This is a genomic window from Glycomyces amatae, from assembly GCF_020991375.1.
Taxonomy (GTDB): domain Bacteria; phylum Actinomycetota; class Actinomycetes; order Mycobacteriales; family Micromonosporaceae; genus Glycomyces; species Glycomyces amatae.
In genome coordinates this window covers 12083-36419 of record NZ_JAJLQZ010000008.1, presented here as the reverse complement: position 1 = coordinate 36419, position 24337 = coordinate 12083, and the positions used below count along the sequence as shown (strand labels likewise).

The window sequence follows — 24337 nt, the reverse complement described above, 5'->3', positions numbered from 1 at the left end:
CGCCGGCAACCGCGGTGCCGCCGCAGCGGATCGACGCGATCGTGCACGGCGGTTCAGGCCTCCCTGCAGAGGATCGCGACGTGGGCCTCTCCCACCCGGGTCGCCACCAGCGTCGCCTCGTTCGGGCCCTTCGGCTTCAACTGCCTCCGCAGCGCCGCCGGGTCGATGCCCGTGCCCCGCTGCTTGATCGTCAACCGCCCGATCTCCCGCTCCGCCAGGAGCGCCTTCAGCTTCTTCGGGTGCAGCGGCCAGACCTCCTCCACCTTCCACGCCCTCGCGAACGGCGTCTCCCGCAGCTCATCGCCGTACAGGTACGCGATGCGCTCGCTGGCCGTGTGCGCCTCCAGCCCCTCCGCCAGCTCGGCCACCAGCCCCGCCCGGATCACCGCCCCGTCCGGCTCGTACAGGTACGCCGCGACCTCGCCGACCTCGGCCCGCTCTTCCCCTGAACCGGTCAGCTCGTGCCACTCGCCCGCCTTGCACACGCTCGCCCGCCGCGGCACCTGCGCCGCCTCGCCCAGCCACAGGCACGCCTCCACCACGTCCCGGTCCACCGAGACCCATTCGGCCTCGGCCCCTCCGGGGATCCACTCGTGGCCGACCCCCGGCCCCAGCTTCACCGCCGCGAACCGCGCCTTCGCCAGATGCTCCAGCAGCCCGTCCAACGGCGGCGAGTAGTCCGCCGGGTTGAAGTTCCTCGTCCCGCCCGACCTCCTGGCCGGGTCCGCGAACGCCGCCTCCGCCAGATCGGCCTGCAGCGCGTCGCCCACCCGCACCGCGACCGGCAGCCCCATCGCCTCCGCGTTCGCCCGCGCGTACGCGGCGGTCGCCTCGTCCATGTCCACGGCCTCGACCTCCAGGCCCGCCTCCGCGAACGCCAGCGCCTCCGTGCCCAGCCCGCAGCACAGGTCCGTCACCCGATCCGCGGCCGCCGCGAACCGCGCCGCCCGCCGGACCGCCACCGGCCACCGCGTGGCCTGCTCCAGGCCCGCCCTCGTGAAGTACAGCCGCTCGGCCCGCTCGCCGAACTTCGCCCGGGCGCGGCCCCGCAGCTCCGCCAGCGTCAGCGCCGCCGCGGCCAGGTCCGGCTCGACCCCCGCCTTCCGCAGCGTCAGCGGGGCCCGGCCCCCGTCGCGCTCCAGCGCCTCGGCGGCCCTCCGCCGGAGTCCGGGGTCGGCCTTCAACGCGGCGAGCAGGCTGGTTTCCACGCGTCCCATGATCCACCACCGGCGACCCCCGCCCGCCGCGGCCTATGACTTTCAAGACCCCCGGTTGACGTCCCCCACCTGCACGAACTAACTTCTGCCTTAGCACTCGCAGACCGAGATTGCCAAGCGCTATGATCGGCTTGGCACTCTCACCTGGAGAGTGCCAACAGCCACCGGCCGGTGCCTCGGCACCCGCGACGACGAGACCCGCGCTGTCGTGGCGGACAACGTATCGAACATCAGGTTTGGAGAAACCAAGTGAGCAAGGCTGCCATCAAGCCGCTGGGCGACCGCATCGTGGTCCAGGCGAACGAGGCCGAGACCACCACCGCCTCCGGCATCGTCATCCCCGACACCGCCAAGGAGAAGCCCCAGGAGGGCACCGTCCTGGCCGTGGGCCCGGGCGCCTTCGACGACAAGGGCAACCGCCTCCCGATCGACGTCAAGGTCGGCGACGTGGTCATCTACTCCAAGTACGGCGGCACCGAGGTCAAGTACAACGGCGAGGAGTACCTCGTCCTGTCCTCGCGCGACGTCCTCGCGGTCGTCGAGAACTAGCGCGTTCGGGGGCCTCGGCGGCGACGCCCGGGGCCCTCACGCGTCTTAGGAAGGGAAACCATGCCGAAGATTCTCAACTTCGCCGAGGACGCGCGGCACAACCTGCTGCACGGCATCGACCACCTCGCCGACACCGTCAAGGTCACGCTCGGCCCCAAGGGCCGCAACGTGGTCCTCCAACGCTCCTTCGGCGCGCCGCTGATCACCAACGACGGCGTGACCATCGCCAAGGAGATCGAGCTCGCCGACCCGTACGCCAACCTGGGCGCGCAGCTGGTGAAGGAGGTCGCGACCAAGACGAACGACGTCGCGGGCGACGGCACCACCACCGCCACGGTCCTGGCCCAGAAGATGAGCCGCGCCGGCATCAAGGCGGTCACGGCCGGGGCCAACCCGATCGCGATCCGCAAGGGCATCGAGGCCGCGGCGAACGCCGTCTCGGACGAACTGCTCAACCAGGCCGTCGAGATCTCCGGCCACGAGCACATCGCGCAGGTCGCGGCGGTCTCGGCGCAGGACCCGGAGATCGGCGAGCTCATCGCCGAGGCCATGGACGCGGTCGGCGTCGAGGGCGTCATCTCCGTCGAGGACGGCTCCAGCCTGGAGACCGTGCTCGAGGTGACCGAGGGCATGCAGTTCGACAAGGGCTTCATCTCGCCGAACTTCATCACCGACCAGGACTCGCGCCAGACGGTCTTCGAGGACCCGTACATCCTCATCAGCAACTCCAAGGTCTCCTCGATCGAGGAGCTCCTGCCGGTGCTGGAGAAGGTCGTCGAGACCTCGAAGCCGCTGCTGATCATCGCCGAGGACGTCGAGGGCCAGGCCCTCGCGACCCTGACGGTGAACGCCCTGCGCGGCACCCTGCGCGTGTGCGCCGTCAAGGCCCCGGCCTTCGGCGACCGCCGCAAGGCCATCCTGGGCGACATCGCGACCCTCACGGGCGCCGAGGTCATCTCCGCGGAGATCGGCCTCGAGCTCAAGCAGGCCGACCTGTCGCACCTGGGCCGGGCCCGCCGCGTCACGGTCTCCAAGGACGCCACCACGATCGTGGACGGCGGCGGGACCAAGGACGAGGTCGACGCCCGCATCGCGCAGATCAAGCAGCAGGCGTCGCAGACCGAGTCCTCCTGGGACCGCGAGAAGCTCGAGGAGCGTCTCGCGAAGCTCTCGGGCGGCGTCGCCGTCGTCCAGGTCGGCGCGGCCACCGAGGTCGAGCTCAAGGAGCGCAAGCACCGCATCGAGGACGCGGTCAACGCGACCAAGGCCGCGGTGGAGGAGGGCATCGTCGCCGGCGGCGGCGCGGCCCTGGTCCACGCGATCGCCGCGCTCGAGAAGGTCGAGCTGGACGACCCGGAGGCCCGCGTGGGCCTCAGGATCGTCGAGTCGGCCCTGTCGGAGCCGCTGCGCCGCATCGCGGTCAACGCCGGCGAGTCGGGCGACGTCGTCGTCAACGCCGTCACCGGCAAGGGCTGGCGCGAGGGCTGGAACGCCGCCACCGGCGAGTACGAGGACCTGGTCGCGGCCGGCATCCTCGACCCGGTGAAGGTCACCCGCAACGCGCTGCTGAACGCCGGCTCGATCGTGGGCATGCTGCTCACGACCGAGGTGACGATCGTGGACAAGCCCGAGGAGGAGGACGAGGAGGCCGGCCACGGCCACTCGCACTCCCACGGCGGGCACTCCCACTCGCACTAGCCCCTGATCGCGGGCCCCTCGGGGTCCGCGAACACGGCTAGGGCGCCGCGCCCGGCTCTTCCGGGCGAGCGCCCCGCAGGGCCGCCGACATTCGTCGGCGGCCCTGCTTCGCGTCCGGAGCCCTTCCGGCGAACGCGCCCGGGCCCCGTGCACCGGGCCGACCCGCCGCGGACCGCGCCTCGGGCACCAGTCCGCGGATGAGGACGGGCAGGCCCGGACCCGCCGCCTCGACCGCGGACCGTGCTCGTTCGGCCACACCGCCTCGGCTCGGCCCTCCGGACCGGAATGCGCCCGTCCCGACGCACGGTCCCCTGCGGAGGCCCTGGCAGCGGCCTCGGCTGGAACCCCAAGTGTCAACATCCCGACACTTGGTCGCGTAACTGTCGGGAAACCGATAGAGTTCAAGTGCCTTCGCGGCCTTTGGGGATCGGAGCCGCGAAGGCACTTTTACGCCCGCTTTCAGCGGTATCGCCAGTGCCTCCCGAGTAAGCGGACCCTCACGGCCGCAAGCGCTCCGGTCACTCTCCGCTCTGCCGCACCCGCAGCTCCCGCATCCGGTTCAGCGTCGCGGCCACCTCGTGCCGCCGCGGCACCGCCAAGTCGACGTCCCGGATCCGCAGCAGCGCCGCCGCCCCGTCCGCGCCGAGTGCCTCCTCCAAGCGGTCCAGCGCCTCGGCGACCGTGGCCTTCCCGTCGATCCAGTCCTCCCGCACGGCCGCCTCGATCGCCAGGCCGATCCCGGCGGTCATCGACGGGTCGGTGATCTGCTCCACCGACCTGACGTCCACTTCGGACTCACCGAAGCGGAGCCCGTCCGTGCCCTCGGCCTTGATCCGCTGCTTGCCCCGCGCCTCCGAGGACACCGACCGCGGGTCGATCACCCGCTCGCGCGGCATCCGGAACCCCTCGGCCTCCACGCGCCGCCCGGTCGGCCTCGCCGCCAGGGCCCTCGCCCGCTCCGTGACGTCCTCGGGCCGGTAGGCGTCCATGAGGACCACCCGGTCGGCCACGTCCATGTAGTCGCCCGAGCCGCCCATCACCAGGATCACGGCGACCCCGTGGTCGTCGGCCATCGACCGCACCAGGTCCACCAGCGGCGTCAGCGGCTCGCGGTCCTTGGCGACCAGCTCCTGCATCCGCGCGTCGCGGATCATCAGGTTCGTCGCGGCCGTGTCCTCGTCGATGAGCAGCACCCGCGAGCCCGCCTCGAGCGCCTCCACCACGGACGCGGCCTGCGACGTCGAGCCCGAGGCGTTCTCGGTCGTGAAGCGCCGCGTGTCGTCCCCGGACGGCAGCCGGTCGACGAACGCGTGCACGTCGACGCCCGTGACGGCCCGGCCGTCCTCGGCGCGGACCTTCACCGCGCCCCGGTCGGCCACCACGAAGTCCCGGCCGTCCCCCGGCACGTGGTCCCACACCCCGGCCTCCAAGGCCCGCAGCAGGGTCGACTTGCCGTGGAACCCGCCGCCGACGACGAGCGTCACGCCCGGTCCGATCCCCATGCCCCGCACCGTCCCGGCGTGCGGCAGCGTGAACTCGACCGCCATCGACCCGGGGCTCGCGAACGGCACGCCCGCCTCCAGCGGCCGGTCGTCCACCCCCGAGCGCCGCGCGAGCATCGACCCGTCCGCGACGAACGCGACCAAGCCCCGCGCGGCGACCTGCTCGCGCAGCGCGGCGACGTCGTCGGCGTGCCGCACCCACCGCCCGGCCTCCTCCTCGCCCACCGCGAGCGCGTCGTCGGCGGCGTCCGGCAGCAGCCCGCACAGCAGCCGCGCCGCCTCCCGCCCGGCGATGCGCCGCCCGTGCCCCGGCAGCTGCGCGCCGAGGCGGAACACCACCGAGCCGTCCTCGCCGACCTCGCACGAGGACCGCGCCAGGATCTCCTGCCCGCCCGAGTCGATCCGCAGGTCCCTTGTCCGGCAAGCGCTTCGCAGCCGCTTGGCGAGGAGCACCGCGAGCGCCCGGCGCCGCTCGGGCGTGGCGTGCCAGTCGGACAGCAGGTCCGCCGCCTCGGCATCGAAACGCAGTTCGATACGACTGGGCGGTGCGTACGGATCCGACTGGACCTTCACGATGTCCAGAACCGCCGCATCCGTCCACCATTTGCCGCGCAGGGATTTATATCGGCCGTAACTCGTACCTTCCAGGGCCGTTAGTTCGTTAGACAGGTCATGGCGAGGTGGATGCGAACGTTGATCATCAAAATCGCGGGACCCGGCCCGGTGCTGTCGTCCGACTCTTCGCTGTGTCATGCCCCCAGTTTTCCATCAGGGACGAGGCCTCCGCGTCAGCGAACCGAGCGCCGTGCGTCCGCGCCTCATCCCCGGTACCTCGAAAAGTCACTCGAAAAAATCGCGCGAATCCGCGTCATGGCGGCGGACCGCCTGCGTGCTGGATACAGACATGCACGGCCTACCGCAGCGAAAGGTAGAATAAAGTGAGAACCGTACTGGTCTGTGTCAAGACCCCTCAAGCCGGACAGAAGATCTCGGCCTGCGCCACCCGGATGGGACTCGCGCAGGCGGTCAAGTCGGTCGAGGGGTCGCCCGAGCTCTTCCTCGAACTCGGCCGCCGCCAAGTGGACGTGGTGCTGGTCGACGTGGCGCTCGCCGCCCCCGACCCGGTCAAGTTCGTCAAGACCGTCCGCACCCGCTCGCCCCGGACCGGCGTCCTCCTGTCCGGCGCCGCCGACCCCCGCACGGCCGCCATGGTGGTCGCCGCGGGCGCCCGGGGCGTCATCCGCACGCCGTCCAACAACTCCGACGACCTGCTGGTCGCCCTGGCGCAGGCGATCATGTTCGCCTCGCCGACCCTCCAGCGCGTCACGGAGACCGTCCCCCGCCAGCGCTCGACCCTCCAGGGCATGAAGCTCACCGAACGCGAGCTCCAGGTCCTGCGCGGCATGAGCGAGGGCAAGTCGAACGCCGAGATCGGACGCGACCTGTTCGTCTCCGAGGACACCGTCAAGACCCATGCGCGGCGCATGTTCCGCAAGCTCGGCGCGCGCGACCGCGCCCACGCGGTGGCCGAGGCCTTCCGCTCGGGACTGGTCTGCTGACCCGTCCCATCCATTGAGGACTTCAGCGCTCCGGCCGGCAGGAAGAGCGCTTCGGGCCGCGGGAGTTCGGCAGGGCTCCGCACGGCCGGTCCTCACCGATCCTCGCGCGCCAGATGATCCGTGCATGTGGGAAGCACGGAGACGAAGGCGCGCAAGGCGACCGCTCACGCCGCCCCCGGCGGTTCAGCGGCGGTCGGCCAGTTCCAGCAGGACCTCGTCGCCTCCCGGAGTGGCGACGAGCTGCAGACCCACCGGCGCGCCGTCCACCGCGCCGGCGGGGACGGCGAGGGCCGGAGCCCCGGACAGTCCCGCAATGCACGTCAAGCGCACGATCGCCTCCCGGTCGGGCTCGCGCCCGATGCGGGGGGCGGGCCCGGGCGCGGCGGGCAGCGCGAGGGTCGTGCCCGCGGGGATCCGGTCCCTGACCAGTGCGACGACGCCGCTGCGGACCCTCCCGGCCGCGGTGACCGCGTCGCTGCCGATCAGCGACGCGTTCGCGAACCGGGCCTTGACGCCCGGCCCGAACTCGGGGCCCTCCGCCTCGATCCACGCGCCGTGCGCCTGCCAGGCCTCCCACGCCTGGAGGGTCGCGTACGCGACCCTGGCGGTCTCCAGCGGCGAGGCCGCCGCCTCGGCCGCGCCTTCGAGCCCGCCCGCGAACAGCGGCGACGGGTCGACGTCGATCCCGAGCGCTTCGACCGCGGGCATGACCGCGGCCCGCACCGGGCCTGCGATCTCGTCCCACACGTCCTCGGGCACCAGCAGCCGCGTGATCGGCGCGCCCTCCTCCGGTTCGCCCAGGAGCACGCCCATGGCCGCCGCGAGCGTGCCCGCGTCCCGCGCGAGGACCCCGGCCGTGTCGAACGTCGGCGCGAGCGGCACCGCCCCCTCCAGGCTCACCCGCCCGTGGGTCGGGCGCAGCCCGTACAGCCCGCAGTAGGAGGCCGGGACGCGGATCGAGCCGCCGGTGTCGGTGCCGAGCCCGATGTCGGCCAGCCCGAGCGCGACCGCCGACGCCGACCCCGACGAGGACCCGCCGGGCACGCGCCCGGGCGCGGCCGGGTTGTCGGGCGTCCCGTAGTGCGCGTTGGTGCCGTTGAGGCTCCACGCGAGCTCGTCGGTGATCGTCTTGCCGACCGCCCGCGCCCCGGCGCCGCGCAGCAGCGCCACCGCCGCGGCGTCCTCGTCCGGGACGCCGTGCGTCTCGAGCCACCGCGGATTCCCGGCGCCGGTGGGCGTCCCGGCCAGGTCGAACAGGTCCTTGACGGCCAGGCGCAGCCCCGCGAGGGGCCCTTCGCGGCCGGCGTCCTCGAAGGTCCGGATGAACGGGTCAGACATGGCCTCGAGTCTCCTCCTCCGGAGAACCGCGGGGCCGACCGGACCGGACAGGCGGTGCCGCGCGGCGGGACCGCGCATTGCGGCCCTCAACGCTATTCTGAGGACAATCCGATTCCGCCGCTCCACCACACCCCCCTGAGCGAGGCCGAATTGTCCTATCCGCATGCGTCCGATGCCGACCGGTACTGGAACGACGATCACCCCGTCCTCGAAGTGATCCGGGCCCGCCGGGCGGCCGGCTCGGCGCCCGGCGCGCGCGCCGACGGCTTCAGGCTCGGCCTGGCCGTCGAAGGCGGCGGGATGCGCGGGGTCACCTCCGCCGCGATGCTCGTCGCCCTCGACGACCTGGGGCTGCGCCCGGTGTTCGACGCCGTCTACAGCACCTCGTCCGGTTCGATCAACGCCGCCTACTTCCTGGCGGGCGGCGACTGCTGGTACCCGCTGACGATCTACTTCGACGACCTCTGCACGCGCAGGTTCGTGGACATGCGGCAGATGTTCACCAACCGCCCGATGCTCAACCTCGACTACGCCTTCGACGAAGTCCTGGAGAAGGTCAAGCCGCTCGACTACGAGCAGGTCCTGAAGAACCCGACCGAGTTCCACGTCGCGATCAGCCTGGTGGACGAGCTCACCGCGATCAGCCCGAGCGAATTCGAGTCCAGGGAGGACCTGAAGTCCGCCCTGAAGGCGAGCTGCTGGATGCCCGTCGCCGTTCCCGGGACCGGCGTCTTCAGGGACCGGCGCGCCATCGACGGCGGCGTGCTCACCGCGCACCCCCACCTCCTCGCGCTGGACGACGGCTGCACCCACGTGCTCTCCCTCAGCACCAAGCCGATCAAGGCCCCGCCCACCCGCCTCTCACCCGGCCGCCGTTACTCCGTCGCCTATCTGGAACGGCTCCGCAAGGGCCTCGGCAAGGCCTACGCCGCGTCCCAGTTCCAGTACCGCACGCAGCGAAGGCGGCTGCAGCAGTGGATGACCGAGCCCGGCGACGGCCCGCAGGTCCTCGACCTCGCGCCGCTGCCGTGGATGCGGGAGGTCGGGAACCAGACGCAATCGCGCGACACGCTCATCACCGCCGCCCGGCATGCGCACGCCGTCATGAGCGCCGCGATCCAGGGGATACCGCTCGCCGAGCTCCGCGACGGCTCCTTCCGCTCCGTGCCCCGCCTCGTCACCGTGAGGACCGCCGATGGCGAACGCATCGGTTGACCTCCTCGCCGCCGCCTGCGCGCACCTCACCGGCCGCCGGGACGACCGGGCCGCCGCAACGGGAGTCGACCGCTGGAAGACCGACGACTGGCATGCCGCGCTGCTCGACGTGCCGCTCGACGAGCGCGCCTACGCCGACCGGTTCGCAACCGCCCGGCCCACCGAGATCGACGAGCTGTGGGCCTGGTGGTCCGATCCCGAAGCCGACGACCGGGTGAGCTCCACGACCACCGGCTACCTCGGGTTCTTCCTGCTCACGCTGATCTCGATGCACCGCTCGGACCGGATGCGCTACCACGGCGAGGCGTACGAGAGCGTCGGGATCGCCGGGCGGTCGCCGGACGAGCTGTGCCGCAGGCTCGTCGCCGACCCCCACGTGCAGGAGGCCCTCAGGCGGCTCTACGCGCCCTCCGGGAAGACCGGCGGGGCGGCGGCGGTCTGGACCACGATCGACTTCGACACCATGGCGTTCCACCGCCACGGCACGACCTCGATCATCATCTCCGCGTCCTCGGTGGCCCCCGCGGTCGGCCGCGCCGAGCGCCACGCCCTGAAATGCCTCATCTACCCGTACCTGCGCATCCCGGCGATCGTCAAGGCCACCGAGGACTACCAGCGTGACTTCGGCGGCGTCCACTCCAAGGAGTCGCCCCTGGTCACGGTGTGGGCCAGCCATGAGAGCTGGGTGCTCATGGACTTCGTCGAGGGGCCGACCCTCACCGACCACCTCCGTGAGATCGCCAAGGGCCGCAAGGCTCCGCGGTCCGAGATCCTGCGGGCCGTCGACGCCGGGCAGCTGCGCGTCCTCGGCGCGGCCCTGCTGGAGGCGATGGCCGTACTGGCGCAGAAGGTCGGCCACCACAACGACCTCACCCCGTCGAACATCATCGTCCAGGCCGAGAACGCCACCACCGTCAAGTTCAAGATCATCGACCTCGGCGTGAACTTCCTCCACACCCGCACGCTCCCGGGGGCCGAACCCGTCGAGGCCGGGTACGTCGCGCCCGAGGTCAAGGCCAACGGCACGGGCGGCCCGCAGGCCGACCTCTACTCGGTCGGCATGGTGCTCATCGCGATCGGCGGCATACCCCGCACGACGGACGGCACGGTGCCCGACCAGTTCTACGTCGCCTCGGTGGGCCTCGCGAGGCTCCTCGAGGACCTGCTCGACGCCGACCCCGACCGGCGCCTGATCGTCTCCGGCATCGGACCCGGCCCCGCCCGCTTCAAGGAGATCCGCGACCTCTTCCTGCGCGAGGTCGAGGTGCTCGAGGCGGCGGAGGCCGAGAAGCCCAAGACGCCGTGGCGCCGCCTGAAGAGCATCGTTCCCGGTGCCGACGCGGTCCAGCGGCAGCGCGCCATCTGGAAGGTCCGCCGCAGGCAGGCGAAGAGGATCGACAAGGCGAGGCATCCGATGCAGGTCCACCACCTGCGGCAGGCGAAGCGGCTCAAACGCTGGGCGATCGTCTGCGCGGCGCTGGCGTGGGCGACGGTGGCGCTGGTGCTCACCTGGACGGCGCGGGACTTCGACTTCTTCTGGCAGGCGAAGTGGGTGGAGTACGCCAACGGCCTGCTCAATCGCTCGGGGGACCAGCGCGTGCCGTTCTTCGACGACTTCCGCGCCGCCGACTACCCGATCTCGGACGCCTGGGGCAACCTGCCGGTGCGGATCGTCGCGTTCACCTACGCCCTGCCCGGCCTGCGGTGCTACATGAACATCTTCGCCGACATGACGCCGCATTCGGCGCTGCGCCGGCGCGGGTGGAAGGGCGTGCGCACGGCCGCGGCCTCGTTCATGATGCGGGCCGCGGCGATCTTCCCGTTCGTGTACATCCTGCTGCCGACGCTGGTGCAGCGGCGCTGGTGGGTCATCTTCTGCCCGCTGGGGATCGTCACGGTGGCGACGATGGTCTCGGCGTGCCTGTGGTTCGCGCGCGACGCGAACGCGCGGGCCCGCAGGGCCGGGCTCTCGACCGTCCCCAGAGGGGAGATCATGACGCTGGAGCGCCTGGCGTCGTGGGCGCCCACGGCCTGGCTCTACTCCGCGCCGGTGATCGTCATCGGGATCTTCCTCTACAACGACCGGCTCCAGGACGAGCTCATGTACGCCATCGCGATCGGACTGATCAACATCGGCATCTGGTACTTCAAGAACTCCGGGACCGACGCGCCGTACGTGCGGGCCGGGCTCACCCGGGCGATCCTCGCCGCCGAGCGGCTCGACGTGCTGGAGGCGGGGGAGGCCGAGCGGCGGACCGCGCGGACCCCGGGGCCGCGGGCGCCCGACCCGGTCAAGGAGGCCGTGGGCTGACCGCGGTGTTCAGGGAGACCTGCCGGGCGGGAACGACGTTCCTGAACACCGCCGCTCACGCGGGGTCCTCGCCATGCTGCTTGAGCCAGCAGTCGGAGAACCCCCGGGCGTAGTCCCAGGTCACGTAGTGCGCGGGGTCGGGATCGAAGGCCGGCTCGTGGACCTGCGCGCAGTTGGCCTCCAGGAGGCCGCGCAGGTTCGCCATGAGCAGGCCCCACGTGAAGTAGTGCGGCTCGTCGCAGTCGGCGCAGTCGACGACGACGCCCCGGAATCCCTGCGGATGCAGCACCTTCTCGAACATCTCCAGTTCGTGGAGGTCTTCGAGGAGGTCGGCGCGGTCGTCGTCGTCCAGCTCGGGTTCGAACGGGGCGAGCGCCTCCGCGTGGTCGGGATCGTCGGCGAACGGGTCGCGAGGCTCCTCATACACGGTTCAAGCCTAACGCCCGGGAGCGATCCCGCCAGGGCTCCGGCGCGGCGGATCCCCCGGACGGCGCCGGGCCCGGGGGCGCGGGCCGGCCGCGGCGCCGCCTCCTCCCGGATGCGTGCCACTGTCGCCGCCGGGTGCTGACAACGCGGGCCCTGCTCATTAACATGGGCCGCAAGCCAACCGACCGACACAAGGAGACGGCAATGGATGAGTTCACCGAGGGCGCCGAGGAGATCTTCGACGACGTCGTCGACAGTGTCGCCGACGCGATCGGCGACATCGACGCGGGCGAAGTGTGGGAGGACGTCAGCGACGGCGCCACCGAGGCCTGGGACGTCGTCTCCGAAGAGGTCGGCGACCTGATCGAGTAGCCCGCCGCGTTCACTCCGCGCCCGGTCCCGTTCCGCGGGGCCGGGCGGCGCGGACGCCGTAGGGCCGCCGTTCCCGTCTTCCCGGAACCGGGTACTCAGAATCCTATAGGATATATCCTGTAGGATCACCGCTCCGCCGCGACGGGCACGTCCCATGACCCCCTCACCGGGCCCCGGCGCCCGCTGCGAATCACACCTCAGGGGCCGTGTGCACCTCGAAGCGGCGCAGCTCGCGGCACTACCATTGGCCCATGGCGTTCTCAGGCGATTTCGGAATTCAGGGGCACGAGGGTGCCACCGGTGAGCGTGTCGGCGGCACCACGGTGCCGATGGGCTCGGTCGGTGCCATCCCGCTCGGCCTGACCTTCGACGACGTGCTGCTCTTGCCCGGCGAATCCGACGTGATCCCGTCCGAGGTCGACACCTCCTCCCAGCTCACCCGCAACATCCGCATCTCGGTGCCGCTGCTGACGGCCGCGATGGACACCGTCACCGAGGCCCGCATGGCCATCGCCATGGCCCGCCTCGGCGGCCTGGGCATCCTGCACCGCAACATGTCCGCCGAGGAGCAGGCCCAGCAGGTCGACCTCGTCAAGCGCTCCGAGTCCGGCATGGTCGCCGACCCGGTCACCTGCTCCCCGCACGACACGCTCGAGCAGGTCGACAAGCTCTGCGGCAAGTACCGCATCTCCGGCCTCCCCGTCACCGACGAGGACGGCAAGCTCATCGGCATCGTCACCAACCGCGACATGCGCTTCGAGAGCGACATGACCGTGACCGTGGCCTCCGTCATGACCTCCCGCGACCTGGTGACCGCCCCCGAGGGCGTCTCCAGCGAGGAGGCCCTGGAGCTGCTCAAGCGCAACAAGATCGAGAAGCTCCCGATCGTCGACGCCGAGGGCCACCTGCGGGGCCTCATCACCGTCAAGGACTTCTCCAAGCGCGAGGAGTTCCCGAACGCGTCCAAGGACGGCGTCGGGCGCCTGCGCGTCGGCGGCGCGATCGGCGTCGGCGACGACCAGTACGCCCGCGCCGGCCAGCTCGTCGAGGCCGGGATCGACGTCCTGTCCGTCGACTCGGCGCACGGCCACTCCCGCGGCGTGCTCGACATGATCGCGCGCGTCTCCAAGGACTTCGGCGACAAGGTCGACATCATCGGCGGCAACATCGTCACCGCCGAGGCCGCGAACGCCATGATCGACGCGGGCGCCGACGGCGTCAAGGTCGGCGTCGGGCCCGGCGCCATCTGCACCACCCGCGTGGTCGCGGGCGTGGGCGCCCCGCAGGTCTCCGCGATCATGGACACCGTGCGCGCCGCCCGCGAGCGGGGCGTCCCGGTCATCGCCGACGGCGGCATCCAGTACTCCGGCGACATCGCCAAGGCCATCGTCGCCGGCGCCTCCTCGGTGATGATGGGCCAGCTGTTCGCCGGCTGCGCCGAGAGCCCCGGCGAGCTCATCTACATGAACGGCAAGCAGTTCAAGTCCTACCGCGGCATGGGCTCCTTGGGCGCCATGCAGTCCCGCGGCGAGGCCCGGTCCTACTCCAAGGACCGCTACTTCCAGGGCGGCGTCGAGTCGAACGACAAGCTCGTCCCCGAGGGCGTCGAGGGACAGGTGCCGTACCGCGGGACTCTCGCACAGGTGGTCTACCAGCTCGTGGGCGGACTGCGCAGTGCCATGGGCTACACCGGGGCCGGTACCATCGAGGCGATGCATGAGCGCGGGCGTCTGGTCCGGATCACCGCTGCGGGCCTCAAGGAGAGCCACCCGCACGACATCCAGATGACTGTTGAAGCGCCCAACTACCACACGCGGTAGTCGGGCCCGGTAGGAGGAGAGACTGTGCGGGAATTGGTCGAGATCGGCCCCGGCAAGATCGTGGCGCGCGGCTGGCGTCTGTCCGAAGTGGCGCTCGTGCCGACCCGGCGGACCAGGGACATCGACGATGTGTCCACCGAATGGCAGCTCGACGCCTACCGGTTCGAGATCCCCGCCGTGGCGCACCCGTCCGACGCGACGATGAGCCCGGCCTCGGTGATCGAGATGGGCCGCCTCGGCGGCCTGGGCGTCCTGAACGGCGAGGGGCTCTGGTGCCGCTACGTCGACCCGACCTCGCTGCTCAAGGAGCTCGCGGACACCCCGGCGGAGAACGCGATCGAGCGCCTCCAGGAGGTCTACGCCGAGCCCGTCAAGCCCGAGCTCGTCGCCGAGCGGATCGCCGAGATCCGCGCCGGCGGCATCACCACCGCGATCCGCTTCAGCCCGCAGCACACCGCCGAACTCGCGCCGCTCGCGGTCGAGGCCGGGGTGGACCTGCTGGTCATCCAGGGCACCATCGTCTCCGCGGAGCACGTCTCCTCCGGCGGCGACGTGCTCAACCTGAAGCAGTTCATCGCGGACCTGGACGTCCCCGTCGTCGTCGGCGGGGCCACGAACTACAAGACCGCGATGCACCTGATGCGCACCGGCGCGGCGGGCGTCATCGTCGGGGTCGGCTCCGACGACTGGTCGACCACCGACACCGTGCTCGGCATCGACGTGCCGATGGCCTCGGCCATCGTCGAGGCCGCCGCGGCCCGGCGCGACTACCTGGACGAGACCGGCGGGCGCTACGTGCACCTCATCGCCGACGGCGAGGTGACCAACTCGGGCGCGATCGCGAAGGCCGTCGCGTGCGGCGCGGACGCGGTCATGCTCGGCTCGATCCTCGCGGACGCGGCCGAGTCCCCGGCGGCGGGCGCCTGGTGGCACTCCGCCGCGTCCCACCCGAAGCTCCCGCGCGGGCGCTTCCGCCCGGGCGACTCCGGCGACGTGGAGGTCCCGGACCTGGAGGCGATCCTGTACGGCCCGAGCAACAGCTCGGACGGCAGCCAGAACCTCTTCGGCGGCCTGCGCCGGGCCATGGCCAAGACCGGCTACACCACCGTGAAGGAATTCCAGAAGGCCAGCCTGGTCACCGCATAAGCAAGAAGTCGAACGAGGCCCGGGCCCGCGAAAGCGGCCCGGGCCTCGTTCGTACCAGCCGAGAATCGGGAGACGTCGAAGTGACGAGCAAAGAACTGCTGCACCGCTTGATAGACGGCCTCGACGAAGCGCGGGCCGTCGAGGTGCTCACCTGGCTGCGCGCCCGACTCGCGCTGGGCGACCCTGCCCGCGACGGGAGCAAAGCGCGATCGGTCAGCGGTTCGTTTAGCCGTCCGATGGAAACGGGCCGTTGACCTCTCTATTGCTCAAAACGCTGAGGTCGAAGTGATCAAAACGCCGAGAGTGAAGTGACCAGAATGCCGGACCGGTCGACCCCGCCCTACTCGCCCACGGATTTCGGACGCCGATCGGCATCCTGTCGCTCGGCCTGGTGCTCGAGCAGGATGTCGGCCAGGTTCGCCCAGTCCTTCCGATCGGCGAACCACCGAACGACCGGCAGCCGGCGCCGCTTCCCGCTTGCCGCGACCTCATAGACCCCGGCGTCGTACACCGAGTACTCGATCCGGTCGAATCCCCGCCAGGGGTAGACCCCCCTGCTCCTCCACCTACCCGAAGCCGTCACCGTTCTGCTTCGCAGGTCGTAGGTGAAGTACCAGCGGCGAAGGAGCGGCGTGAGGCAGTAGATCGCCAGGTTCAAGCACAGGATCCCGCCTGCGCGCGACAGGTCCTCGGCTGCCGAATCGACGTCTTCGGGATCGAACAGGATGAGGCCGGCGGACAAGATGAGACCGGTGATCGCGATCGACAGGCAGCGGAATCGGTTCGCTCGTACCTTGATCACCGGTCCTCACCACCGGTGGAACGGCTTTCGGCGGCCGCCTGGTCCCGCATGAACCGGTCGACGAAGGTCTTCCACGCCGCCTGGTCGCGCGCCCATCCCCTGGCCACCCGCCGCCGCTTGCCGTCGGCCCGCACCTCGTAGAGGACGCCGTCGTAGACCGAGTGCTCGAGCCGCTCGAAGCCGGGGCGCGGGAACCCGCGGGCCGGGAGCCCTCGCGTCTTGACACTGACCCGGTCGGACCCCGACTCGTAGGCGAGCACCGGATTGCAGACGATCGGGAGCACGCCGAAGAGGACGTACCCGCCGGCCATGACCGTCAAGAGCCCGAAGAAGTCGTAGTCGGCCCCACTGCGCTCGGCGTCGGCCCAGATGGCGACGTTGAACGCTACGAGCGCCAGTCCGGCGAGCAGCACGGCGCCGAAGAACCGCCAGCGGACGCCGACCCTGACCGCGGGCCCGAGGCCCGGTTGCGGTGCCGACGGGTGTCGGGGTTCGGCACCGGTGTCCCGGTGGTCTTCTGCCCGGGTGTTCTGGTGCGCCAGGAAGACGTCGACGAACGCGGTCCAGGAGGCGCGGTCGACGAGGTATCCGCTGCGGAAGAGGACACGTCGTCTGCCGTTCGCGCGGATGAGCTCCAGTCGCCCGAGCGGGACCGAGTATTCGATGCGGTCCCCGTCGCGCCACCGATTGAGCGCCGAACGACCCGCGACACCCCCGATCCACCCATGGCGGACGTCGTAGGTGAGAAGGTCCTTCCGCGTCAGGAGGTAAGTGCCGAAGGCCGCGGCGTACAGCGGTGGGAAGTTCAGGAGGAACGTGGGGACGCTGCTGTCGAGTTCGAAGGACACCATGAGGTAGATGCCGAGTACGAACGTCACGGGGGTCAGGGGCCACGCGATCGCGACCACCCACCAGAGCAGGCGGCGCTTGTAGCGGACGGTGACGACGTTTCGCTCGGACGCGTCCGGGGCGGTCCGGTCCGGCTTCGGGCGTTTCCGGAACCGCGCCATCTCGTCGTCCGGGATCGGGGGTGCGGTCGGCAGGTCCGAGGGTGGGGCCATATGGGGTGTCTTTCGTCTGCGGAGCCGCGAGGGGCCGGCTCGGTACCGCTGATTTTATCGGGGTCCGCGGTGTTCATGGGGTCTGCGCCCTCGCGTTTCCCATCGGGCTCGACGAGGTCCGCGGGGTGTGTGGGCCGGGTCCTCTGTTCGTGTGAGGACCTGTCCGCTTACCGGTGGTTTGTGGGTCCGCACACAGGCAGCTGTCAGCTAGGCCACGTATCCTTGCCAGCGTGAAGCGCAAGAAGCACCCCATTCCCACAAGGAGTGGGGAACAACACACCCGCCTTGCATCGTTGGTGCTGCTGTGACCTGCCCGTTCTGCTCCGTGCCCACCGTGCCCGGCGCGCGCTACTGCCACAACTGCGGTGCGCCGCTGTCCCCAGAGGCGACCGCTCCGCAGACGGAGCGCCGCTACGTCACGGTGCTCTTCGGCGACCTCTCCGACTTCACGACCTGGTCCGAGACCCTCGACCCCGAGCGCGTCTCGTCCGTGACCGACCGCCTCCTCGCCGAGTGCGTCTCCGCCGTCAACGAGTTCGGCGGCCACGTCGACAAGCTCATGGGCGACGGCCTCATGGCCGTCTTCGGCGCCCCGCTCTCCCACGAGGACGACGCCGAGCGCGCCGTCCGCGCCGCCCAGGCCATGCAGAAGCGCGTCCGCCGCCTGCTCAAGGCCGAGTCCGGCGGCGGCCTCCCCATCGGCCTGCGCATCGGGCTCTATTCCGGCCTCGTCGTCGCCGGCATGCAGGCGAACCTCGAGTACACCGTCATCGGCGACACCGTGAACACCGCCGCGCGGATCTGCGCGGTCGCCTCCGTCGGCACCGTTTGGGCCGGCGCCGAGACCATGCGCGCCACCAAGCACGCCGCCGCCTGGCGCCGCCTCACGCCCGTGCGCCTCAAAGGCAAGCGCGAGCCCGTCGAGGTGTTCCAGCTCCTGGGCCTCGAGGACGAGCCCGGCACCCGCGCCAGCCTCGGCGACACCGCGCCGTTCATCGGCCGGGACGCCGAGATCGGCCGCGTCACCGGCCGCCTCGAGGCCGTCATCGACCGCGGCGAGCCCCTGGTCCTCATCCACACCGCCGAGGCCGGCATGGGCAAGACCCGCTTCGCCCGCGAGGTGCGCACCATCGCCACCGAGCGCGGCGCCCGCGTCCTCACCGTCCGTGTCGCCCCCTACGGCGAGGGCCGCCGCTTCGGGCCCCTCGCCGACCTCGTCCGCAAGGCCGCGGGCCTGCGCTTCGACGACGACCGCGCCACCGCCGAGGCCAAGATCCGCCGCATCGCCGACGGCCACCCCGACCACGGCGAGTGCCGCCTCAACATCACGCTCCTGCTCGGGCTCCTGGGCCACGGCCGCCCCGGCGCCGCCGACCGCGTCGGCGGCTTCACCGGCCAGCAGTCCGACGCCTACACGATCCCCGAGGCGGTCGCCGAGCTCATCACGCACATGGCCACCCAGGGCCCGCTCGTGCTCAACATCGACGACCTCCACACCGCCTCCCTCGACGGCATCGACGCCCTCGGCGTCGCCCTCTCCAAGATCCACGGCCCCGTGCTCGTGATCCTCTACGGCCGCCCCGAGCTCACCCGCTCCTCGGGCGTCCTCACCCGCATCTCCGAGGCCGAGGTCCACCCGCTGCCGCCGCTGGCGGGCGCCGACGCCGCGCGCCTGCTGCGCGAGTTCCTCGGCGGCGGCCGCATGCCCAAGCCCGACGAGGACCGCCTCCTCGGCTTCGCCCAGGGCAACCCGTACTACCTCGCCGAGCTCGTCACCCTCCTCACCGAGCAGGGCCTGCTCACCGACGCGGGCGACCACTGGCGCCTCGCCGCCGGGTCCCTCACCGGCCGCGTCCTCTCGCGCGACCTCGCGCAGGTCCTCGGCGCCCGCATCGACGCGCTCAGCCCCGCGGCCCGCTCGCTCCTGCGCGCCGCCTCGATCTTCGGCGACGCCGTGCCCCCCGAGGCCGCGCAGCTGCTCGAGAAGGAGGTCCCCGGCGAGTTCGACCGCGCCCTCCAGGAGCTCCTCGACCGCCGCATGCTGCGCCGCCGCTCCTACGGCGGCTACCGCTTCGTGACCCCGCTGCTGCGCCAGGCCGCCTACGCCCCGATCGGCAAGGCCGACGCCGCGCACGCGCACGCCGAGATCGCCCGCTGGGCCGCCGACACCGAGCTCGAGGGTCAGAGCGCCGACGACCTCGTCGTCTTCCACGCCGAGCAGGCCGTCACCCTCGCCAAAGAGGTCGAGATCGAGGCGCTCGACGAGGTCTGGAACGTCCTCCCGCTCGCGGTCGAGGCCGTCCGCAAGCAGGCCGCCCGCGCCATGGACGCCTCCGAGCCCGAGCGCGCCGTGGCCCTGCTCAACGGCGTCGAGCGCCTCGCGCCGCTCTCGTACGACGACCGCCTCCTGCGCGGCCGGGCCCTGACCCGCCTGGGCCGCACCGTCGAGGCCGAGGCCGAGATCGAGGGCCTCGCCGTCGACATCGGCCTCATCGTCCCCGCCGACGACCACGAGGAGCACCCGTCCGGGCGGCTCTTCGGCGACGACTTCCCCGAGGACGAGGCCGAGCTCGTCGCGCAGCTCCTGCTGCTGCGCGGTCGCCTCCACCGCTACAAGGGCGAGCTCCAGGACGCCCGCACGGCGTGGACCGCCGCGCTGGCGCTGTCGCGGCGCGAGGGCCTCGCGGGGCCCCGCTGCGACGCGCAGTGCCGCATCGGCCTGCTCGACTTCCTCGCCGGGCACCTCTCGGAGGCCGAGGCCCGCTTCCTCGACGCCTACGACGTCGCGTACGGCGTCGGCGACGACCGGCGCCTCGCGTGGGCCCTCCAGCACCGCGCCTGGGTCCTGGTGGCCCGCGGCGACTTCGACGGCGCCGACGACGTCCTGCGGGAGGCCGCGAAAGCCTTCGCGCGCCAGATGGACCTCGTCGGCCGCGCCTGGGTCCGCGGCGTCTCGGCGTTCGCCCTGCTCATGGCCGGGCGCTTCACCGAGGCGAAGCGCCTCTCGGACGTGTTCATGCCGATCGGCGAGCGCTCGGGCGACGTGTTCGCCGTGGGGCTCCTGCGCGCCACCGGCGCCGCGGCCCAGGTCGGCCTCGGCAACCCGGCCGGCGCGGACGCGGCCGCCCGCAAGTCCTTCCGCGACTTCGAGCGCATCGACGACGACTGGGGCCGCGGCTTCGCCAAGTACGTGCGGGCCCTCGCGGCCCGCTCGATCGGCGCCCTCGACCACGCCCTCGACCTCGCCGCGACCGCCGAGGAGTACGGCGCGAAGACCGGCCACCCGCTGCTGATCTCCTTGGCGCACAACCTCAGAGGCCGCTGCGCCCTCGAAGCGGGCGACCCCGCGACCGCGGAGGCCGCCGCCGAGGAGGCGCTCGCGCTCGTCACCGACGACGTGCTCGAGCCGGGCCGCGCGGCCAACACCGCGCTCCTGGCGGAGGTGCGCGCCGCCAAGGGCGACCGCGACGAGGCCCTGCGGATGCTGGCCCCCCTCGCGGCCCACTACGACGAGCCGTCACTGGGCCGGTCGCGCCGCGCCATCGTGGCCCGCTACGCCCGCCTGCTCGACGAGGACGGGCAGCGCGACGAGGCCGCCAGGTGGGCCGCGATCGCGCTGAAGTCCTTCGGCGAGGACCCCGAGGCCACCGCCTGGGCCGAGGGCTACCTCGACCGCAGCGTGACCGCCTTACGGCGCGGTTCGCGGCACTGCCCGCCGTCCCGGCCGCAGGCGATCGCCTCACCGCGCGCCCTTCGGACCCGCCGTCCCGACCGCCGCGGCGCCCGGCCGGCGCCCTGCGAGACGACGCACTCCCTGTCTGCCGCGCACCGGCCCGGCGGCTGGGATGCTGAAGGCATGAAAAAGACGCGACGGGCGGACGGGCGGCCCTTTCGAGCTCCGGCCGTGTCGGCCGGGGCCCGTTCCAGTCGGGCCGCCCGTCCTCCCGCGCGCCGCACGGGGGATGCATTCACTATGCGCCACCGCCACTTCGCCCTCGGCGAGCGACACATCATCCGTTCGGCCAGTTGTCGGTGCCTTTTCGTCCAGGGGTATACAGAAACGTGGGCGCGTTGCCGTACCGTTATTCCCAAAAGGTCCCATGACTCGGAACCCCCAGATCCGATCTTGCCGACCTAGGCTCGGAACGTACCCCGCACCCACGCGTGCACCGAACCGCACCGAACCGCATCAGGCCCGACGCCAGGCTGCTCCACGGCCGTGCGTCGCCGAGAACGGAGGCTGTATCCAGTGGACACCATCTCGTCCTACGGTGCTCCAACCGGTCCCCACCCCTCCGCCGGCGTCCCCCTCGCCCCTCCCGGCCTCCGCGTCGAACCCGACCCCGAAGCCCTCCTCCAGGGGATCGAGCGCCTCACCGGCTTCACCGAGATCGACCGCGGCGCCTACTCCACCGTCTACAGCGCCACGCGCTTCGACGACGGCGCCGAGGTCGCCGTCAAGATCGAGGCCCGGCCGCTCACCGACGACGCGGGGCTCGAGCGCTTCCGCCACGAGGTCCAGACCGCCGGGCGCCTGTCCGACCACCCGTGCGTGGTCAAGATGCTGTCCGCGGGCCTCACCCACCAGGCCAACCCGTACGTGGTCATGGAGCGCTGCCGCGGGTCGGTCGCCGACCTGCTCGACCGCCACACCACGATCCCGCCGCACCGGACCATCGAGATCGGCATCCGCATCGCCGACGCCCTCGCCGCGGCGCACGAGGCCGGGATCGTCCACCGCGACGTCAAGCCCGCGAACCTCCTGGTGAACCACACCGGCCACGCCGTCCTGGCCGACTTCGGCCTCTCCAGCCTCATCCCCGTGCCGCGCCCCGGCGAGCCCGTCTCCACGATGGCCACCCCGGCGTACGCGCCGCTGGAGGTCTTCCAGATGCGCGAGGCGGGCCCCAGCGCCGACGTCTACTCGCTCGCGGCCACGCTCTACACGATGCTCAGCGGCAACCCGCCGCGCTTCCCCTCGGACGGCGTCCCCGACATCAACCAGGTCGCGGCCCTGTTCGACCAGCCGATCCCGGCGATCCCCGGTATATCGCCCCTGCTGCTCGAGATGCTGCGCACGGCGCTCATCAACAACCCGGAGGGCCGCCCCACCGCGGTCGAGTTCCGCGAGTTCCTCGCGAGCATCCCCGAGGCGTCCACCGGCATCATCCAGCGCGTCACCGACGACGGCTCGCTGCGCACCCCGGTCTCCCCCGCGCCCCAGGGGGTCGGCGTGTACGGCGCCTACGCCTCGCCGCCGAGGGCCGAGGCCCGCGGCGCCGCCCCCGGCCGCGCCGACCTCGACCCGCCGGTCATCCCGGACGCGCCCTCGACGCTGCGCCTGGCCCCCGGCAAGCGCCGCGGCCGCATCCCCACCCACCCGGTCGAGACGCAGGCGGGGCCCCCGTTCGTCTCGCCGATCAGCCCCGAGCGGCCCGCCCTCATCGTTCCGGAGCGGCCCTCCCTCATCGTCCCCGAACGCGCCCCGCTCCTCGTCCCCGAGGGGACCGCGGCCGCCGGTCCCGCCGTGAGCCCCCCGGACCCGGTGTTCCCCGAGGACGACGGCTTCGGGAACGAGACCGCCAAATGGCAGTCCTTCACCTCCGGCGGCACCCGCGACCGCGACGACCACGACTCGCGCCTCCCGGTCCCGGTGGCCCGCAACGAGTCCGGTCTGACCCGCCGCGAACGCCGCCTCAAGGAGGGCGACGGCGGCTCCGGCCTCGGGCGCCTCATCGGCATGGGCGCCGCGGGCCTGGTGGTCCTGGGCCTGCTCATCGTCGGCGGCGTGTGGCTCTTCGGCGGCGACGAGCCGACCGACCTCGCCGAGCAGTCCATGGCCGAGGACTACGTCAGCGAGTGCACGCTCGACGTCGCCGGCGCCGGGTGCGTCACCGAGCCGGCCTGCTTCGACGCGGAGTTCGCCTCGGCCAACTGCGAAGGCGCCCACCAGTGGGAGGCCTACGCGACCGGTTCGCTCCCCGAGGGCGTCGAGGACGCCGAGGCCGCGCGCGCCGACGCCTCCGTCGCCGAGGCGTGCGTCGCCGGTGAACGCGAGGACGGCCCGCTCTCCCAGCTCGTCGGCGGCGACTCCGTCTACTGGACCACCGACGTCCACCTCCCCGGCGACGGCACCTTCCTGTGCGTCGCCCAGCTCAAGGACGGCACCGAGGCCTCGGGCGCGCTCTTCGCCCGCGGCTGAGCTCCGCAACCGGACGCGAAGCGGCCGACCGGGAACGACCGAAAGGGCCCCGGCACCACCTCTGGTGCCGGGGCCCTTCGTCGTCGCCGCGCCGGGGAGAACGGGCGCGGCCTCGGATCAGAACTCCTCGTCGAGGTCGACCTTGCCCTCCACGGCCACTTGGTAGGCGGTCGGCCTGCGCTCGAAGAAGTTCGTCAGCTCCTGCACGTCCTGGAGCGCCATGAACGGGAACGGGTTCTCCGAGCCCCACTTCTTGGGCATGCCGAGGCGCGCGAGGCGCTGGTCGGCGGCGTACTCCAGGTACGACTTCATGTCCTTGACGGTCATGCCGGGCATGCCCTCGCCGATGAGGTCCTCGGCGAACTGGAGCTCGGCCTCCACGGCCTCCTCCAGCATGTCGGTGACCTGCTGCCGCATCCGCTCGTCGAACAGCTCGGGCTCCTCCTGGCGCACCACGTCGACCACGCTGAACGCGAAGTTCATGTGGCAGGACTCGTCGCGGAACACCCAGTTGGTGCCGGTGGCGAGCCCGTCGAGCAGGCCCCGGCTGCGCAGCCAGTACACGTACGCGAAGGCGCCGTAGAAGAACAGGCCCTCGATGCACGCGGCGAAGCAGATGAGGTTGAGCAGGAACGACCGGCGGTCCTCGGCGGTCTTGAGCTCCTGCATGTCGAAGACCGAGTCGATCCACTTGAAGCAGAAGTCGGCCTTGCGCTTGATCGAGGGGATGTTGTTGACCGCGTCGAACGCCTTGGCGCGCTCCTCCGGGTCGGGCAGGTACGTGTCGAGCAGCGTCAGGTAGAACTGGACGTGCACGGCCTCCTCGAACAGCTGCCGCGACAGGTACAGGCGGCCCTCGGGGGAGTTGACGTGCTGGTACAGGTTGAGCACCAGGTTGTTCGCCACGATCGTGTCGCCGGTGGCGAAGAACGCCACGAGCCGGTGGATGAGGTGCTGCTCCTGGGGCGTGAAGGCCGCCAGGTCGGTCAGGTCGGAGGCGAGGTCGACCTCCTCGACGTGCCACGTGTTCTTGATGGCGTCCCGGTACTGCTCGTAGAAGTCCGGGTACTTCATCGGTCGCAGCGTCAGGTCCATACCTGGGTCGAGCAGCATGGGCGG

At 71.8% G+C, this 24337-nt stretch carries 18 protein-coding genes; 11 read left to right on the top strand and 7 right to left on the bottom strand.

Going from position 1 to position 24337, the window contains the following annotated elements:
- Positions 1-53 precede the first annotated feature (53 nt).
- Positions 54-1208 (bottom strand): class I SAM-dependent methyltransferase, encoded by a 1155-nt coding sequence (locus LO763_RS14210; protein WP_230603184.1) that lies wholly within the window; start codon positions 1206-1208, stop codon positions 54-56.
- Between the two features lie 258 nt (positions 1209-1466).
- Between LO763_RS14210 and groES the strand changes: the two genes are divergently transcribed.
- Together groES and groL are read left to right on the top strand one after the other, a co-directional pair.
- Positions 1467-1766 carry a co-chaperone GroES gene (gene groES / locus LO763_RS14205; protein ID WP_091037834.1) on the top strand — a complete coding sequence of 100 codons (300 nt, stop codon included), beginning with the start codon at positions 1467-1469 and terminating at the stop codon, positions 1764-1766.
- A gap of 60 nt (positions 1767-1826) precedes the next feature.
- Positions 1827-3464: a chaperonin GroEL gene (gene groL, locus LO763_RS14200; RefSeq protein WP_230603183.1), complete on the top strand. Its 1638-nt coding sequence runs from the start codon at positions 1827-1829 to the stop codon at positions 3462-3464.
- 518 nt (positions 3465-3982) lie between these two features.
- Here the strand turns inward: groL and LO763_RS14195 are convergent.
- The gene (locus LO763_RS14195) at positions 3983-5719 is read right to left on the bottom strand and encodes an ABC-ATPase domain-containing protein (protein WP_230603181.1); all 1737 of its coding nucleotides are present in this window, start codon (positions 5717-5719) and stop codon (positions 3983-3985) included.
- Positions 5720-5904: 185 nt separating this feature from the next.
- Here LO763_RS14195 and LO763_RS29860 point away from each other — a divergent pair, with 185 nt between their 5' ends.
- On the top strand, positions 5905-6525 hold the full coding sequence (locus tag LO763_RS29860; protein ID WP_230603179.1) for a helix-turn-helix transcriptional regulator: 621 nt from the start codon (positions 5905-5907) through the stop codon (positions 6523-6525).
- 183 nt (positions 6526-6708) lie between these two features.
- Here LO763_RS29860 and LO763_RS14185 read toward each other — a convergent pair whose 3' ends face one another.
- Positions 6709-7863, bottom strand: coding sequence for an amidase (locus tag LO763_RS14185; RefSeq protein WP_230603177.1), 1155 nt, complete (start codon positions 7861-7863; stop codon positions 6709-6711).
- A gap of 150 nt (positions 7864-8013) precedes the next feature.
- On the opposite strand from LO763_RS14185, the gene LO763_RS14180 reads away from it, so the two are divergent.
- Positions 8014-9078 (top strand): patatin-like phospholipase family protein, encoded by a 1065-nt coding sequence (locus LO763_RS14180; protein WP_230603175.1) that lies wholly within the window; start codon positions 8014-8016, stop codon positions 9076-9078.
- Positions 9059-11389 (top strand): protein kinase domain-containing protein, encoded by a 2331-nt coding sequence (locus tag LO763_RS14175; RefSeq protein WP_230603174.1) that lies wholly within the window; start codon positions 9059-9061, stop codon positions 11387-11389. The genes LO763_RS14180 and LO763_RS14175 overlap by 20 nt, the downstream gene beginning before the upstream one ends.
- Positions 11390-11444: 55 nt before the next feature.
- Here LO763_RS14175 and LO763_RS14170 read toward each other — a convergent pair whose 3' ends face one another.
- Positions 11445-11816, bottom strand: coding sequence for a DUF5319 family protein (locus tag LO763_RS14170; protein ID WP_230603172.1), 372 nt, complete (start codon positions 11814-11816; stop codon positions 11445-11447).
- Positions 11817-12019: 203 nt separating this feature from the next.
- Between LO763_RS14170 and LO763_RS14165 the strand changes: the two genes are divergently transcribed.
- The 4 genes from LO763_RS14165 to LO763_RS14150 all read left to right on the top strand — a co-directional run bounded on the left by LO763_RS14165 (position 12020) and on the right by LO763_RS14150 (position 15407).
- On the top strand, positions 12020-12187 hold the full coding sequence (locus tag LO763_RS14165; protein ID WP_230603170.1) for a hypothetical protein: 168 nt from the start codon (positions 12020-12022) through the stop codon (positions 12185-12187).
- A gap of 251 nt (positions 12188-12438) precedes the next feature.
- The gene (gene guaB, locus LO763_RS14160; protein ID WP_255672459.1) at positions 12439-14007 is read left to right on the top strand and encodes an IMP dehydrogenase; all 1569 of its coding nucleotides are present in this window, start codon (positions 12439-12441) and stop codon (positions 14005-14007) included.
- A gap of 24 nt (positions 14008-14031) precedes the next feature.
- Positions 14032-15153: a GuaB3 family IMP dehydrogenase-related protein gene (locus tag LO763_RS14155; RefSeq protein WP_230603168.1), complete on the top strand. Its 1122-nt coding sequence runs from the start codon at positions 14032-14034 to the stop codon at positions 15151-15153.
- 80 nt (positions 15154-15233) lie between these two features.
- Positions 15234-15407, top strand: coding sequence for a hypothetical protein (locus LO763_RS14150; protein WP_230603167.1), 174 nt, complete (start codon positions 15234-15236; stop codon positions 15405-15407).
- Between the two features lie 86 nt (positions 15408-15493).
- Here LO763_RS14150 and LO763_RS14145 read toward each other — a convergent pair whose 3' ends face one another.
- On the bottom strand, positions 15494-15955 hold the full coding sequence (locus LO763_RS14145; protein WP_230603165.1) for a hypothetical protein: 462 nt from the start codon (positions 15953-15955) through the stop codon (positions 15494-15496).
- On the bottom strand, positions 15952-17016 hold the full coding sequence (locus tag LO763_RS14140) for a hypothetical protein (protein WP_230603164.1): 1065 nt from the start codon (positions 17014-17016) through the stop codon (positions 15952-15954). Before LO763_RS14140 ends, LO763_RS14145 begins: the two co-directional genes overlap by 4 nt.
- A gap of 304 nt (positions 17017-17320) precedes the next feature.
- Here LO763_RS14140 and LO763_RS14135 point away from each other — a divergent pair, with 304 nt between their 5' ends.
- On the top strand, positions 17321-21154 hold the full coding sequence (locus LO763_RS14135; RefSeq protein WP_230603161.1) for an adenylate/guanylate cyclase domain-containing protein: 3834 nt from the start codon (positions 17321-17323) through the stop codon (positions 21152-21154).
- 111 nt (positions 21155-21265) lie between these two features.
- Positions 21266-23218: a serine/threonine protein kinase gene (locus LO763_RS14130; protein WP_230603158.1), complete on the top strand. Its 1953-nt coding sequence runs from the start codon at positions 21266-21268 to the stop codon at positions 23216-23218.
- Between the two features lie 117 nt (positions 23219-23335).
- On the opposite strand, the gene LO763_RS14125 is transcribed toward LO763_RS14130, so the two are convergent.
- Positions 23336-24331 (bottom strand): ribonucleotide-diphosphate reductase subunit beta, encoded by a 996-nt coding sequence (locus tag LO763_RS14125; RefSeq protein ID WP_230603155.1) that lies wholly within the window; start codon positions 24329-24331, stop codon positions 23336-23338.
- Positions 24332-24337: the final 6 nt, after the last annotated feature.

Excerpts from the sequence above, each read along its gene's own strand:
- guaB (WP_255672459.1), top strand. The coding sequence starts at position 12,439 with ATGGCGTTCTCAGGCGATTTCGGAATTCAGGGGCACGAGGGTGCCACC.
- LO763_RS14125 (WP_230603155.1), bottom strand. The coding sequence starts at position 24,331 with ATGCTGCTCGACCCAGGTATGGACCTGACGCTGCGACCGATGAAGTAC.
- LO763_RS14175 (WP_230603174.1), top strand. The coding sequence starts at position 9,059 with ATGGCGAACGCATCGGTTGACCTCCTCGCCGCCGCCTGCGCGCACCTC.
- LO763_RS14140 (WP_230603164.1), bottom strand. The coding sequence starts at position 17,016 with ATGGCCCCACCCTCGGACCTGCCGACCGCACCCCCGATCCCGGACGAC.
- LO763_RS14185 (WP_230603177.1), bottom strand. The coding sequence starts at position 7,863 with ATGTCTGACCCGTTCATCCGGACCTTCGAGGACGCCGGCCGCGAAGGG.
- LO763_RS14165 (WP_230603170.1), top strand. The coding sequence starts at position 12,020 with ATGGATGAGTTCACCGAGGGCGCCGAGGAGATCTTCGACGACGTCGTC.
- groL (WP_230603183.1), top strand. The coding sequence starts at position 1,827 with ATGCCGAAGATTCTCAACTTCGCCGAGGACGCGCGGCACAACCTGCTG.
- LO763_RS14195 (WP_230603181.1), bottom strand. The coding sequence starts at position 5,719 with ATGACACAGCGAAGAGTCGGACGACAGCACCGGGCCGGGTCCCGCGAT.